Source organism: Sphingopyxis sp. HIX, from assembly GCF_001468285.1.
In the GTDB taxonomy this organism is placed as follows: Bacteria; Pseudomonadota; Alphaproteobacteria; order Sphingomonadales; family Sphingomonadaceae; genus Sphingopyxis.
The window spans coordinates 90,796-103,884 of sequence record NZ_LNSB01000012.1 but is presented as its reverse complement, the minus strand read 5'-3'; the positions used below and the strand labels follow the sequence as shown (position 1 = coordinate 103,884).

Below are 13,089 nucleotides of genomic sequence, written 5' to 3'. Positions count from 1 at the left end.
CCTCCACCATGCTTCGCATGGTCCCCCTCCCCATCGCTTCGCGACAGGGAGGATTAGGATGGCCGCTAACACCCGATACCCGCCGTCACCGATATTCGATGACCAGCTTCCCCGCCGCCGCTACCGCCGCCTCGCGCGCATCGTCCGTCGTCCCGCCCGCGACTTTCGCCAGCGTCACGCCCATGCGGCGGTACGGGCGCGTCACGGGCTTGCCGAAGATGCGGGCGTCGACCGAGGTTTCGGCGTTCGGCGGGGTCAGCGCCTCCGCCAAGCCCGCGATCGCGAAGTCGCTCGCGTCGCGGTCGGCGAGGAGGACGGCGCTGGCGCTGGCATCGGGCACCGCGATGGCAGGGATCGGCAGGCCCAGGATCGCGCGGGCGTGGAGGTCGAATTCGGAGAGGCTCTGCGAGATGAGCGTCACCATGCCGGTGTCGTGCGGGCGCGGCGAGAGTTCGGAGAAGATGACCTGGTCGCCCTTCACGAAAAACTCGACCCCGAAGATGCCGTGGCCGCCGAGCGCGTCGACGACCTTGGTCGCCATCTCCTGCGCGCTCGCGAGCGCCGCATCGGACATTGCGGCGGGCTGCCAGCTTTCGCGATAGTCGCCGCGTTCCTGGCGGTGGCCTATCGGCGGGCAGAAACGCACGCCGTCCTTGTGCCGCACGGTGAGCAGGGTGATCTCGTAATCGAAGTCGATGAAGGCCTCGGCAATCACGCGCAGGCGGTCGCCGCGCATGCCCGCGGCGGCATAGTCCCAGGCGGCGTCGATCCCCGCCGCGTCCTTGACCGTGCTCTGGCCCTTGCCCGACGAGGACATGACGGGTTTTACCACCAGCGGGAAGCCGATGCGGTTCGCGGCGGCGACGAGTTCCTCGCGCGTTTCGGCATATTCGAAGGTCGAGGTGGTGAGCCGGAGCTCGCTGGCGGCGAGGTCGCGGATCGCGTCGCGGTTCATCGTGAGCTGCGCGGCGCGCGCGCTGGGTACGACATGGAACCCCTCGGCCTCGACCTCGGCGAGGATTTCGGTGCGGATCGCCTCGACCTCGGGGACGATATGGTCGGGTTTGTGCTTCTCGATCGTGGCGCGGAGCGCGGCACCGTCGAGCATCGAGAAGACTTCGAAGCCGTCGGCGACCTGCATCGCGGGGGCGCCTTCGTAGCTGTCGCAGGCAATGACATGGGCGCCGAGGCGCTTCGCCGAAATCACGAACTCGCGCCCGAGTTCGCCCGAGCCGAGCAGGAGGATGGTGGCGGTGGGGGTCATGCGGCGCTCCGATTCTGAAGGGCCCTTCCACAGCCGATATCGCGGCCGAGCGCAATGCACGTTCGTTCAACGCGGTCGCGGTCGCATCGGATAGAATGCGGGCTCGAGAGGAGAAAGCCCATGTCCGTTGCCGTCGCTGCCGCCCCCCAGAAGGCCATGCCGACCGAAGCGCTGTTCGAACGCTATCATGTCGGCTGGACAAGCAAGGATCCCGACCTGATCGCGTCGCTCCATTCGGCGGACACGATCTTCCTGCTCCACGACGGGTCGCCGCCGATCGAGGGACGTGAGGCGCTGCGCGACCATTGCCGGACATTGTTCGCGACCTATGATTTTTCGATGATCGAGGGCCGCCGCCTCTATGGCGCGGATTATTGGGTGTTCGACTGGACGATGGTGCTGACGCTGCCGCTCGCGGGCGGCGAGGCGTTCATCGCGCATGTCGACATGGTCGACGTCGTCATGGTCAACGCCGCAGGCGAGGTGGTGAGCAAGGACGTCTATCCCGATGCGCAGGCGATGGCGGCGGCCTTCGCCCGCGCGGGGATCGTCCGCTGACCGGCGGCGCTTGCGCGGCGCTGTCCGGAGGAGGATAGTCGCCGCCGATGCCCGACCCGATCTCGCCCTTCCTCGCCGCGCGTTTCCCGGTGGGCAGCCGCGCGCTCGCGCCGCACGCCAATGCGGTGACGACTTTGCTGGTGGGGCGAACGGGGCCAGTGCGGATCGAAGTTGATGGCGTGCGGGTCGAGGGCGACATGCTGCTCGTGCGGCCCGATGTCGTGCACGGCGTCGCCTTTGCCGAACGCGGTGCCGATGTGCTTTACCTCAACGGGCTGGCCTTTCCCTTCGTGGCGCCGCTGGGGCAGGCGCTGACGGGCAAGCTCGCGCAGGCCGCAAGCGATGCAATGCAGGGCGACGCGTCGGCGGTGGCGGACTTGCGCGACCGGCTGGCGGGCGGCACTGGCCCGCGCCCCGATATCGCCGCGGTCGTGCGGGCGATCTATGCCGATCCGATGGCGCGGATGACGCAGGACGAACTCGCCCGCCGGCTGGGCATGGAGCGCACGCGCGCGCTGCGCGCCTTCGCCGCGGCGACGGGGCAGAGCTTCCGGATGTTCAAATTGTGGTTCGCGGTGCAGCATGCGACGCAGGCGATGGCCGAGGGCGCGCTGGTGCGCACCGCGGCGATGGACGCGGGCTTCGCCGACACCGCGCATTTGTCGCGCATGTTCCGCCGCGCCTTTGGCCTGACCCCCAGCGCTGCGATCGCGGGGCTGGCGATGGGGCGCGGCAAAGCGGCGCTGCTCTAAGTCTCGATCTCGCGGATATCGGGAATGATCGTCCACCACAGCAGGGCGCCGAGCGCCGAAAGCGCGGCGGCGCTGGCGAAGGCCCAGCCATAGCCGCCGAGATAATCGACGATCAGCCCGGTGATCACCGGACCGACGATGCCCGAGATATTGCCGAGCGCATTCTGCACCCCGACCCAGCTGCCCGCGGCGCGCGGTCCGGCGAAGATCTGGCCGATCGCGAACAGGTTGGTGGCGATAAGCCCGGTGCCGATCCCCGCGACGACGAGCCAGAGCGCGAGCATCGCGGCGCCGTCCGCGACCGCGATGCCGGCGATCGCCGACGCAGTGGCGAGTTGGCCGGCGATCATCAGCCAGCGGCGGAGCTCGCCCTCATGGCTGCCGCGCGCGACCATATGGTCGGAGAGCCAGCCCGCGCCGAGCGCGACGACACCCTGCGTCGTGAAGCTCAAGGTCGTGAGCACCGTCATCTCGCCGATCGAATAGCCGCGCGTGCCGACGAGATAGAGCGGCAGCCAGGCGAGCAGGAAATAGAAGCCATAGTTCGACAGGAAGTGGACGAGCCCCATGCGCCAGAGCGTCGGGATGCGGAGCAGCCGCGCCATCGACACGCGCTCGGCAGGCGGCGCGGCGATGCTCTGCGCGCGGAGCGGCGCAGCGGCGACCTGCCAGGGGATCAGCCAGAGCAGGGTGACGAGGCCGAAGACCCAGAAGACCGCGCGCCAGCCCCATTCGCCGAGGATCGCGCCGCCGAAGAGCACGCCGAGCGCGGGGCCGAAGGCGAGCGCGGCCGAGACCGAGGCGTTGGCGATGCCGCGGCGTTCGGCGGGCACTTCGGCGGCGAAGATCTTGCTGCTGCCCGGAAAGGCGATGCTCTCGCCGAGCCCGAGGAAGAGGCGGAGCAGCACGAGCGAGGCGAGCCCGCCGACGAAGCCGGTGAGCGCGGTGCTGACCGCCCAGATCGTCACCCCGAGCGCGAAGACGCGGTAGACGCAGAAACGGTCGCAGAGCCAGCCGACGAACAGGCAGGCGGGGGCATAGACCCAGAAGAAGGCCGAGACCGCGACGCCGAAGCCGGTGGCCGAGAGCTGGAGGTCGTCCTTCATCAGCGGCGCGGCGACGCCGATCGCGCCGCGATCGACATAGTTGAGCAGCACCGACAGCGCGATCAGCACCACCACCCAGGTGATGCGCGCGCCGCTCGCGCGGCCGGCTTCCTTCGTCGCCATGATGGACCTCTCCCCGTCCCTTTGGGGCGAGGCGTATCACAGGGGAGGGGCGGCGTTTAGCCCCTCATTCGGGCCATTTGCTCGTATCGTGATCGGGATGCTGGTGGTTGCTCGCCTTGATCGCGCCGACATAGGCCGCCATCGTCTCCTCGGTCGTGCCGTCGGCGGGGATCGGCAGCGCTTCGAACAGGGGCAGCTGGCCCTCGGCGCCATATTGGACCCGCGGCGGGAAGGCCGAAGGGTCGTCGAACGAGCCGGTGGTCAGGTTGATATGCTGGCTCTCGTGATAGTCGTAGGTGAGCGGCGTGCCGCAATCGCGGCAGAAACCGCGCGCCGCCTTGTCCGAGCTGGCGAAGGTCGCGGGCTCGCCCCGCGTCCAGGCGATCGCGTCGCGCGGGACGCCGATCAGCGCGATGAAGAAATTGCCCGCCGCCTTCTGGCACATGCGGCAATGGCAGATGTGCGAGCTGTCGAGCACCGCACGCACATGATAGCGCACCGCGCCGCACTGGCAGCCGCCCGAGGCGTCGGTTTCGATCCGGTCGGCCATCTATCTTCCTCGCTCAGTCGATCAGGCAGACGGTGCCCGCCCAGATGTCGGTGACCAGCCCCTCGATCCCGTCGATATCGAGCAGGCCGGTGAGGTCGCCCGAACTGAACAACAGCCCGAGCGACGAATCCTCGACGGTCAAATCCGCGAAGGCGGCGTCGAGTTCCTGCCGCGTCGAACCGATGCCGATACCCTTGGCGGTCCTGAGCGGCGATGCGGCGGCGTTGATCGTCCAGCCGGCGAATTTGCCGTCCTGGAAGGTGAGTTGCAGGCCGTCCTTGTAGCGGGTGTAGTCGACCGTGCCGGCGCCGCATTCGGAGCTGCTGCCGCGCTCGGTCGCCGCGCCCTGCGCCGCACCGATCGCATCCTCGATTTCGGCGCGCGGGATGCCGAAGCGCAGCAGCTGACCCGCGGCGACGAGTCCGCCGGGCGAGAGCAGGACGGCGGGTGCCGGTTTGGGCGGCGACGGTTTCGAAGGCGTCGCGTCGGGCACGACGGGCGCGGGTTGGCTAGTCTTTTGCGCGGGCTCGGTGCCGGGCGCGGACGAGGGTGAGGAGCAGGCGCCGAGGAGGAGCAAAATGGCGGCGGCGGCGACTTTCAGCATGGCCTGTCTCGCTTGATGAGGATCAGATGCAGGGCACCGGATAGCGCCGGATATCGGCATCGGCAGTGATCAACGTCATTTCGTCGATCAGCGCATGGGCGACGAGCATGCGGTCGACCGGATCGCGATGAATTTTAGGCAGCTCGGCCGCAATGCGCCATGCCTGTGCAGGAAAATCGATGACCGAAATGCCGAACCGGTTTTCCAGCTCGGTCAGAGGCTCGTCGACCGGCAGTCGCCCCCGCGCGCGAAGATCGCTATACTCGAAGGCAATCGCCGCGCTGACGAGCAACTGGTTGCCGGGGTCGAAGAGCGCCTCCTGTTGAACCGGCTGCAGGCGTTTGTCGCCGACGACCAACCAGACCAGTATCTGGGTATCAATCAGGAGCTGCACCGAATTTCCGTTGGTAACGTTCTTCGATTTCCTCATCGGTCATCGACGGCGGCACGTCGAAAGCCTCCGGCGGCAGATGCGCATATTTCTCGCGTGCGAAACCGAAGGCTGCCCGTCGTTTGGCGGCTATCGCCTCACGCTCCAACGCCTCGGCCTCGGGAAGCGGGACGAGGCGCACCTTGGGCTGGCCGTCGCGCTGCACGATGACCTCCTCGCCGCGCAGCGCCGCAGCGACCAATTCGGATAGCCGCGTCTTGGCTTCGCCGATGTTGACATGGATGGTCATAGCTTGGCCAAAGTAGCTTGGCCAAGCTGGTTGGTCAAGGTTGCGGCCCTTATCGAACGCCGTCATTTCGCCTTTTGCGGGTGGAAGGTCTCGCCGCGCGCCAGCATCGCGACGAGGTCGGCGATTTTTTTCTTCCGCCCTGGTTCGGTCTTTATGTTGCCGAGGCGGAAGATGAGCGCGAAGCGGTTCTGTGCGGTCAGCCTGGCCAGCATCGCCTTTGCCGCGGGCTCGGCGTCGATCGCGGCTTGCAGGTCGTCGGGGATCTCGGAGCCCTTGACGCGATAGGCGCGGTCCCAGCGGCCGTCGGCCTTGGCGGCTTCGACCTGCTTTTGGCCATGTTCGGTCATCCGCCCCTCGGCGGTGAGCCGCGCGACATTGTCGATGTTGATCTGGCTCCACACGCTCTTCGGCCCGCGTGGGCTGTAGCGCTGGAGGAAGCTCTTTTCGTCGAAGGATTTGCGGATGCCGTCGATCCAGCCCCAGCAGAGCACGGCGTGGATCGCCTGTTCGGGGGTGATCGAGGGCAGGCCCGACTTGACCTTGTGGATCTTGATCCACACCTCGCGTTCGGTGGCGTGATGCGTGGCGAGCCAGTCGTAGAAACCGTCCATGTCCACGAATTCGTGGACCTTGGCGGGGTCTACATGGACCGCGGCCACCGCCTCACTCCCACTCAATAATTTTCTAAGGCGTAACGCACTGAAAATACTTCCAAAAAAAATATTTGGTCCGAAATGACCGAACTGCGGCCCGTCAAAAACCTACGCTTTTGAAAAATAGAGAGAAATTCCTCGATTCGGCCGTGTCGCGAATTCGGAACCTATCGATAACTATCGGCTCGCCTCGGAGCGCGGCCGAGGTCCGAAATTAGGCACGGATTTGCGCGAATTTGCAACGGTTTTCTCCAAGGGGTAGCGCTGTTGCAGTGACATTCGGCGCTTATCGCAACCGCGCTTCCAGCCGCTCGTCGACCATCGACTGCCGCGAATCGCCGGGTCGGAATGTGCCGCACAAAATTCCCACCAAGAGGTTTGAACGCGCTTTCCCATCCAGCATTTGGCTGTCCGGTGCGCGCCCCCGCATTCAAATGCTCGATCGAGCAAGCGGACGTCGGAGAATGGCAGCGTCCTGAACGTAGCGCCATGAGCTCGGGATCAGTCTTTGTCCGATGCGATGTCTTAGCGGGGCGAGGCGCCGCTGATTGACAGGTTTGGCATAATGTGCAACGATTTTCCTTGAGGACAATGGCCTGATTCTGGGAGGTGGATTTGCCGCGATCGTCGCCGCCACCATATCGCCGTATGCATTCAACGGCGGGTGTATCATGCGCCGAAGGGCCGATATTCGAGATCAAGGTAAGGGCCGATGGCAAGCCGCTGTCGTTTGCCGAGGCCTATCCTCGAGCCCACCCTCTCCTGAAGCTTCTTGCACGGCCCTCGGAATAGCGATGCTTGCCGATGTGGCTCCGCGAGCTCCGGAAGAGTGTCTTGCGCGGTGCACGCCTGCTCACGACCACGCGCGGAAATAGAGACTTGTTGTCGTTCTGAATCAACCACTTGACTGTTAGATTTGGGCTGCCCTTTCCAACAGGCTTGTTTCGAATCAAAACAAACAGTATGGACGGACTGAAACTATGGAAGGCGCTCATGCTAGAGCAGTTGCGGTTCATTCGGGTCCCATGCCCCATGCTCGATGAAGCGGCGCGCCACGCCGTGGAGATTGTGGGCCTGGAGCGTGTCGACCAGGTGCCCAATGGGGAACGTTTTCGTTCGGATGCCCGATACTATAGCCTTGAGTTCGATGCCTCGGGACAGACGACGCGCCCTGTGGTGGGCATCTCGCTCCGGACCGTTGAACAATTGGACGCGCTTTCGGAGCAGCTTCCGAAGCTGGGATGGCGAGCCGAGGCGATACCATATGAGCTATGCCGGGCGCGCCGCTACCATGCCGGACTCAGCTGCCGCGACCTCAGCGGCAATTGCATCGAGCTCGTCGTACGTCCCGAAGATAGCGGTCGACGCTATTTTCCGTCCCGAGACGCGGGAATTCTTGGCCTGAACCAGGTCATATTGGGTTGCCTCGACCCCGCTTCCGATGCTGAAGTCTGGGTCGAAGCCTTTGGCGCGCGCATCACTGACCGGGTCGGGGACGCGGTCTACCTCAGCTGGGACGGGCAGCATCATCGCGTGATGCTCGTCCCGTCAAAGCGCGACAGCTTTCTCGTTGGCGGATACGAGGTCGAGAGCATCGATGCCGTGATGCAATCGAGCTATTTTCTCCTGGAGCGCCAGGTCGCCATCGTTCGAGGTCCGGGCAAGGATCCGGCCAGCGGTGAAATATTCCTGACTTTCAGCAGTCCGGTACCGGGCTTCTATTTCTCCTATTCGACGGGGTCCGTTCCTCTTCCGCAAGGCTCGCGACCTCGCCAGTTCGCCGACCTGCCGTCGTCACGGTGCAGTTGGGGGTCCACCTCCCAACTCGTTGAACTGGGAGGTTCGGCGTTATGACAATCGGCATTCTCGATATCGCGTACACACGGCTCAAGACCCCTGATCTCGAGCATGCTGCGGACTTCGCGACCCGCATTCTCGGACTCGAGGTTGTCGATCGCGCACGCGATCGCGGATCCTTTCGGTCCGACCATCGCATGTGCACGATGAGTTACGAAACCGGCGATCCGGCCGAGACGGTCGTTGGCTTCGAACTCGCCAGTGGCACGGACCTCGAGAGTGCGGCCACGACGCTCGAGGCGCTCGGGCACGCGGTGCGGCGCGGATCGCACGAGGAGCGCGAACAACGTTGCGTCATCGACTTCATATCATTCCGCGATGCGGGGGGCGCGCAAATCGAATTCGCGGTCGCTCCCCAGGTCTCGGGGCGCGGCGCGACATTAAGTCGCGATGCCGGAATCACGGGCTTCAGCCACGTCGGATTGTTCAGTAGCGACCCGGCGCGCGACGAACATTTCTGGACCCAGGTCTGCAACGCGCGCGTGAGCGATCGCGTCGGCGAGCTCCCGCTGCTGCGACTGAGCCAGATTCATCACAGCATCGCGCTGGTGCCGTCGGATCGTTTCGGAATCCAGCATATCAATCACCAAGTGGAGTCGATCGACGACGTCCAACGCAGCTATTCGCTGCTTCGGCAGCACAAGGTTCCAATCGTGTTCGGTCCCGGTCGGCACCCGACCTCAGGGGCGCGGTTCGTTTACTTCGAGGGCCCTGACGGAATGGTCTTCGAATATTCCGTTGGGGTCCGGGAGGTCGATGAGGAGACATACAGGGAGCGTCAGTTCGGGTTCGAGCCGAGGAGCTTCTGCATGTGGGGTGCCTCGCCGAAGATGAAGGAGCTGTCGAGCTAAATGTCCGCGGCCTTGGGCTCGCGGTGCCTGCGAGCGTAGCCGGGGCACATCGATTTCAAATCTTGAAGCAAACGATAACGCGCCGGTGGAGCGCTAGAGGAAGGACGGGAGATGACGGGTCAGGAGGCGTATCAGCGAGACATTGTCTGGCCGGCAAATTACAATGAGATCCCCAAGGAGATATTCGTTCGGCAGGATCTCTATCAAGCCGAGATCAACCGGATTTTTCGGGGGCCGGAATGGCATCCCGTCGCGCATGAAAGCGAGGTGCCGCTCCCCGGCGACTTCAAGACCTGCAATCTCGCGGACGTCCCCCTCCTGATCATCAGGGGCGAGGACGGGAAGGTCAGGGCCTTCTACAACGCCTGCTCGCATCGCAGCAACCAGATCGAGGTCAAACCGTCCGGCAATCGGACCGAATTCGAATGTCCCTATCATCGCTGGCTGTTCAATAGCGCAGGCGAGCTGGTCGGTTGTCCGAACCAGCGCGAGTTCACGCCCGGGTTCGACAAGAAGGACTATCCGCTGGCTCAGCCGCGTCAGGAATCGTTGGGCGGACTCCTGTTCGTCACCTTGTCGCCCGATACCGACAGCCTCGACGATTTCCTGCAGGAAGCGAAGACCTCGCTTATGGATATCATGGGCGGTGACGGCCGCCTCAGGTTGATCGGCTACCACCGGGTCCGATATCTCACCAACTGGAAGGCCTACAGCGACAACGACGGCTATCATCCGCCGCTTCTGCACCAGGCGTTCACCATGCTTAATTGGCAGGGCGGTGCCGGCAGACAATATGCGACGACCGGTCGTGGGCATTATTGTATCGATACGGAACTCACCGTCCCGAAGCCGACCAGCGTCATTCGCGACACCTCCGTAATCGAGTTCCGTGACGAAGGGCGCCCGAAGCGGTCGAGCGTTCTTGCGCTCTTTCCGATGCTCGTCGCGTCGAATTATCTCAACGTCATCAGCATTCGATTTGCCACGCCGGTCGCGATCGATGAGGTCGAGGTAAATTACGCCTATTTCGCCCATCAGGACGATGACGAGGAAATGGTGCGCCACCGTATCCGCCAAAGCTCGAATGCGATCGGGCCGTCCGGCCTGATCAGCATGGAGGATGCGTCGGTTTTTCACCGGGTGCACATCGGGAATCGCACGCCGGGCAAGGCCGTCTTCCAGAAGGGTGTGACCGATCCGTCGCGCCTCAGCTTCGAATTTCGGCAGAATGACGAAAGCGGCAATCTTCCGCACTGGGAATATTACCGGGCGGCGATGGGCTTCCGGAGGACGGCGGCATGAGCAAGTTGAGCCTGGAAGAGCTGGCCAGCCTCGACGTGCTGCAAGCCGCCTATATCTCCGCGCTCGACGGCAAGGCGATGAAGGCCTGGCTTGATACTTTCGACGATGACCCGGATGCGAGTTACATTTGCACGGCCCGAAACGACGTCGAATGCGGCCTGAAGGTGGCAATGATGCTCGACGATTGTCGAGACAGGCTCATAGACCGCTGTACCTTCATCGAGGATATCTGGGCCGGGACGTTTCAGGATTACCGGACGCGCCACTTTGCGCAGCGCGTAACAGCCGAACGGCGCGAAGACGGCAGCGTGGCGATGTCGTCGAATTTTTCGGTGATTTTCACGCCGGACGACACCGGGCTGCCGCAGCAACTCGCGACAGGGACATACGAAGACATCATCCGGATGGATGGCGGTCGATGCCGCTTCCTGTCGCGGACCGCCGTGACCGACAATTCGGTCCTGCCGCGGTACCTCGTGTTCCCGCTCTGAGGGGCGAACGGCATTTACAAAAAATATATGACGAGGAGGAGGACGGGGAATGAAAGGCTATCACCTCACAAGAGCTTTGCTGCTCGCAGCTGGCGCGACAATTGCTGCGCCGAGCAACGCGCAATCATCTGCGGTTGTCGGTGACGGGTCGCAGCCCCCGACCGCAGAAACGGCGCCGCAGGAGGAAAGCGAGCAATCGACCCAGCAAGGCGGAGGGCTCGGGGAAATCGTCGTTACAGCGACGCGGCGAGAACAGAAGCTGCAGGATGTGCCGGTGGCCGTGACCGCCGTGACGTCCGAAGCCCTGGGACGGTCGGGCGCGGCCGACATTCGCAATCTCACGCAAGTCGTTCCCGGCTTTTTCGGCGGGCGTGCGGCGGGCGTCTTCCTTCCTGTCATTCGCGGCGTCGGATCGAGCAGCATTTCGGTGGGCGACGAGTCCAATGTCGCGACCTATGTTGACGGCATATATCAAGGAGATCCGTTCTCGACCTGGACCGACCTCGTGAAAGTCGACCGCGTCGAAGTGCTTCGAGGCCCGCAAGGAACGATTTTCGGACGCAACGCGACCGGCGGCCTGATCAATGTCATCACGCCCGATCCGAGCTTCGACTTCAGCGGCCTCGTCTCGGCCCGTGCCGCTGCCATGGAAACGGGCGACGGGGATTATAACATTCGCGGCTACCTTACCGGGGGGCTGTCCGACTCCGTTGCGGCCGATATCGCAGGTATTTACCGCAAGTCCGACAATTTCGTCGACGATCTCGTCCGCGGCGGCAAAGCTGGCGGCTATCGTGTCATAGACGTTCGAAGCACGCTCATGTTCAACGACGGCGACGGCAGCAAGATCGTCCTGACTGGCGAGTATTTCGATCGCGCCGGTTCCGAGAATGTGTATCAGCCCTATGAAAACAATACGGCAGGGCGCGCTTTTGCCGGCGCAATCCTGCCGACCAAGCCTTGGCAATTATCAACCGACCTGCGTCCGAGTCTCAAGACCCGGCGGTACAGTGTCGCGCTTCAGACGCGCTTCGATCTTGGGGGCGTGAACCTGGAAACGACGGGCGCCTATGCGCATAATCGAACGTCCCAAGCGACCGACTCCGATTCCTCCAACATTCTCCTCGCGACGTTCGTGGCACCGAATATCACGTCCGAATATTACAGCCAGGAGGTTCGGTTGCTATCGGATGGATCGGGTCCGCTTCAGTGGATCGCCGGCCTTTACGCCTTCCACCTCGAAGGCGACGCGAACTTCATTCTCAGCAGCCGCACCGATCCTTCACAGCCGCTGCTCGTCCGCACATTTGACCCGCTGATCAAGACCACCTCCTATGCCGCCTTTGCCGAGGCGACGCTCGAGGTCGTTCCCAGTCTCTTCGTAACGGGGGGCATCAGGTACACCGACGAGAAGAGGAGTTTCGACCAGGTTGTCAACGGCGTCGCCCTCTTTCCGCAAACCGCGAAAAAATCCTTCAGCCGGGTCACCTACAAGGGAACGGTCCGCTTCGAGATCTCCCCGGACACGAATGTCTACGCAACCTACAGCACCGGGTTCAAGAGCGGCGTGTTCAACATGACCGGCACGGCAGCGACGGCCGTCAATCCCGAAACGCTGAGAGCCCTAGAGGGCGGTATAAAGTCGGATATCACGCCCTGGCTACGCGCGAACCTTGCGCTCTACCATTATGATTACAAGGATTTGCAGGTGACTGCCAGGGATCCGATCGGTCCCGGATACGTCTTGCAGAACGCCGCGGACGCGACGCTCTATGGCGGGGAGCTGGAAACCACGATCGCGCCGAGCGAGAATTTCAGGGTCAGCAGCGCCATCGCATATTCCCACGCTCAATATGACAATTTCCCGCAAGCCCAGGTCTTCATCCCCAGGCCGACGGGCGGGAACGTCGTCTCGCAGGCCGATGTCTCGGGCAACCGCCTGCCGCGGGCACCGCGATGGACCTTCAATATCGCTCCCAGCCTCGATGTGCCCCTGGAGTCCGGAACGCTGAATATCAATGGCTCCCTCTTTCGCAGTTCTACTGTCTATTTCGACTTCCTGAACACGACAAAGCAGGATCCCTATACCTCGATCAACGGCGAGATTTCCTGGAGGACCGCCGACGAGAAGTTCCGTTTCTCGATCTGGGCTACCAATATCGCGAACGAGAAGATCATCCAGGAAGTGCGCCCGGGAGCGCTCGGCACCGACCTTCGCTACGAACTGCCGCGGCGCATCGGTGCCGGGATCGAGCTGAGCTTCTGAACACCGTCACCCGATTTATCGACCAGCAGCGA

14 protein-coding genes are annotated in these 13,089 nt (G+C 63.5%); 7 read left to right on the top strand and 7 right to left on the bottom strand.

From position 1 onward, the window contains the following. Positions 1 to 85 precede the first annotated feature (85 nt). Positions 86 to 1,264, bottom strand: a complete 1,179-nt coding sequence (gene purT, locus ATE62_RS08045; RefSeq protein WP_058807172.1) for a formate-dependent phosphoribosylglycinamide formyltransferase — start codon at positions 1,262 to 1,264, stop codon at positions 86 to 88. 120 nt (positions 1,265 to 1,384) lie between these two features. Between purT and ATE62_RS08040 the strand changes: the two genes are divergently transcribed. Further along, positions 1,385 to 1,822, top strand: a complete 438-nt coding sequence (locus tag ATE62_RS08040; protein ID WP_058818489.1) for a YybH family protein — start codon at positions 1,385 to 1,387, stop codon at positions 1,820 to 1,822. Between the two features lie 47 nt (positions 1,823 to 1,869). Beyond that, the gene (locus tag ATE62_RS08035; RefSeq protein ID WP_058807176.1) at positions 1,870 to 2,574 is read left to right on the top strand and encodes a helix-turn-helix domain-containing protein; all 705 of its coding nucleotides are present in this window, start codon (positions 1,870 to 1,872) and stop codon (positions 2,572 to 2,574) included. Here the strand turns inward: ATE62_RS08035 and ATE62_RS08030 are convergent. The 6 genes from ATE62_RS08030 to ATE62_RS23840 form a co-directional block, all read right to left on the bottom strand. Further along, positions 2,571 to 3,803, bottom strand: coding sequence for an MFS transporter (locus ATE62_RS08030; RefSeq protein WP_058807177.1), 1,233 nt, complete (start codon positions 3,801 to 3,803; stop codon positions 2,571 to 2,573). The two genes, ATE62_RS08035 and ATE62_RS08030, sit on opposite strands and share 4 nt — an antisense overlap. A gap of 64 nt (positions 3,804 to 3,867) precedes the next feature. Further along, positions 3,868 to 4,353 (bottom strand): GFA family protein, encoded by a 486-nt coding sequence (locus tag ATE62_RS08025; RefSeq protein ID WP_058807178.1) that lies wholly within the window; start codon positions 4,351 to 4,353, stop codon positions 3,868 to 3,870. 13 nt (positions 4,354 to 4,366) lie between these two features. After that, entirely contained in the window at positions 4,367 to 4,957 is a 591-nt protein-coding gene (locus ATE62_RS08020) for a hypothetical protein (RefSeq protein WP_058807180.1), read from the bottom strand. A 22-nt stretch (positions 4,958 to 4,979) separates the two neighbouring features. Next, positions 4,980 to 5,351, bottom strand: coding sequence for a type II toxin-antitoxin system VapC family toxin (locus ATE62_RS08015; RefSeq protein ID WP_058807182.1), 372 nt, complete (start codon positions 5,349 to 5,351; stop codon positions 4,980 to 4,982). After that, positions 5,335 to 5,703, bottom strand: coding sequence for a type II toxin-antitoxin system Phd/YefM family antitoxin (locus tag ATE62_RS08010; RefSeq protein WP_197411619.1), 369 nt, complete (start codon positions 5,701 to 5,703; stop codon positions 5,335 to 5,337). The genes ATE62_RS08015 and ATE62_RS08010 overlap by 17 nt, the downstream gene beginning before the upstream one ends. Beyond that, on the bottom strand, positions 5,700 to 6,296 hold the full coding sequence (locus tag ATE62_RS23840; protein ID WP_058807186.1) for a YdeI/OmpD-associated family protein: 597 nt from the start codon (positions 6,294 to 6,296) through the stop codon (positions 5,700 to 5,702). Before ATE62_RS23840 ends, ATE62_RS08010 begins: the two co-directional genes overlap by 4 nt. 957 nt (positions 6,297 to 7,253) lie before the next feature. On the opposite strand from ATE62_RS23840, the gene ATE62_RS08000 reads away from it, so the two are divergent. The 5 genes from ATE62_RS08000 (at position 7,254) to ATE62_RS07980 (ending at position 13,057) form a co-directional block, all read left to right on the top strand. Beyond that, positions 7,254 to 8,144: a hypothetical protein gene (locus tag ATE62_RS08000; protein ID WP_058807188.1), complete on the top strand. Its 891-nt coding sequence runs from the start codon at positions 7,254 to 7,256 to the stop codon at positions 8,142 to 8,144. Further along, the gene (locus ATE62_RS07995) at positions 8,141 to 8,998 is read left to right on the top strand and encodes a VOC family protein (RefSeq protein ID WP_058807189.1); all 858 of its coding nucleotides are present in this window, start codon (positions 8,141 to 8,143) and stop codon (positions 8,996 to 8,998) included. The genes ATE62_RS08000 and ATE62_RS07995 overlap by 4 nt, the downstream gene beginning before the upstream one ends. A gap of 111 nt (positions 8,999 to 9,109) precedes the next feature. Then, the gene (locus tag ATE62_RS07990) at positions 9,110 to 10,300 is read left to right on the top strand and encodes an aromatic ring-hydroxylating oxygenase subunit alpha (RefSeq protein WP_058807191.1); all 1,191 of its coding nucleotides are present in this window, start codon (positions 9,110 to 9,112) and stop codon (positions 10,298 to 10,300) included. Further along, complete coding sequence (locus tag ATE62_RS07985; protein WP_058807193.1) at positions 10,297 to 10,791, top strand: aromatic-ring-hydroxylating dioxygenase subunit beta; 495 nt, start codon at positions 10,297 to 10,299, stop codon at positions 10,789 to 10,791. Before ATE62_RS07990 ends, ATE62_RS07985 begins: the two co-directional genes overlap by 4 nt. A 49-nt stretch (positions 10,792 to 10,840) precedes the next feature. Then, on the top strand, positions 10,841 to 13,057 hold the full coding sequence (locus ATE62_RS07980) for a TonB-dependent receptor (protein ID WP_082662673.1): 2,217 nt from the start codon (positions 10,841 to 10,843) through the stop codon (positions 13,055 to 13,057). Positions 13,058 to 13,089: the final 32 nt, after the last annotated feature.

Bases quoted from the DNA above. Each gene is read 5' to 3' on its own strand.
- ATE62_RS08010 (WP_197411619.1), bottom strand. From the start codon at position 5,703: ATGACGGCGTTCGATAAGGGCCGCAACCTTGACCAACCAGCTTGGCCA.
- ATE62_RS08040 (WP_058818489.1), top strand. From the start codon at position 1,385: ATGTCCGTTGCCGTCGCTGCCGCCCCCCAGAAGGCCATGCCGACCGAA.
- ATE62_RS07995 (WP_058807189.1), top strand. From the start codon at position 8,141: ATGACAATCGGCATTCTCGATATCGCGTACACACGGCTCAAGACCCCT.
- ATE62_RS08020 (WP_058807180.1), bottom strand. From the start codon at position 4,957: ATGCTGAAAGTCGCCGCCGCCGCCATTTTGCTCCTCCTCGGCGCCTGC.
- ATE62_RS08035 (WP_058807176.1), top strand. From the start codon at position 1,870: ATGCCCGACCCGATCTCGCCCTTCCTCGCCGCGCGTTTCCCGGTGGGC.
- ATE62_RS08025 (WP_058807178.1), bottom strand. From the start codon at position 4,353: ATGGCCGACCGGATCGAAACCGACGCCTCGGGCGGCTGCCAGTGCGGC.
- ATE62_RS08000 (WP_058807188.1), top strand. From the start codon at position 7,254: ATGGACGGACTGAAACTATGGAAGGCGCTCATGCTAGAGCAGTTGCGG.
- purT (WP_058807172.1), bottom strand. From the start codon at position 1,264: ATGACCCCCACCGCCACCATCCTCCTGCTCGGCTCGGGCGAACTCGGG.
- ATE62_RS07980 (WP_082662673.1), top strand. From the start codon at position 10,841: ATGAAAGGCTATCACCTCACAAGAGCTTTGCTGCTCGCAGCTGGCGCG.
- ATE62_RS08030 (WP_058807177.1), bottom strand. From the start codon at position 3,803: ATGGCGACGAAGGAAGCCGGCCGCGCGAGCGGCGCGCGCATCACCTGG.
- ATE62_RS07985 (WP_058807193.1), top strand. From the start codon at position 10,297: ATGAGCAAGTTGAGCCTGGAAGAGCTGGCCAGCCTCGACGTGCTGCAA.
- ATE62_RS07990 (WP_058807191.1), top strand. From the start codon at position 9,110: ATGACGGGTCAGGAGGCGTATCAGCGAGACATTGTCTGGCCGGCAAAT.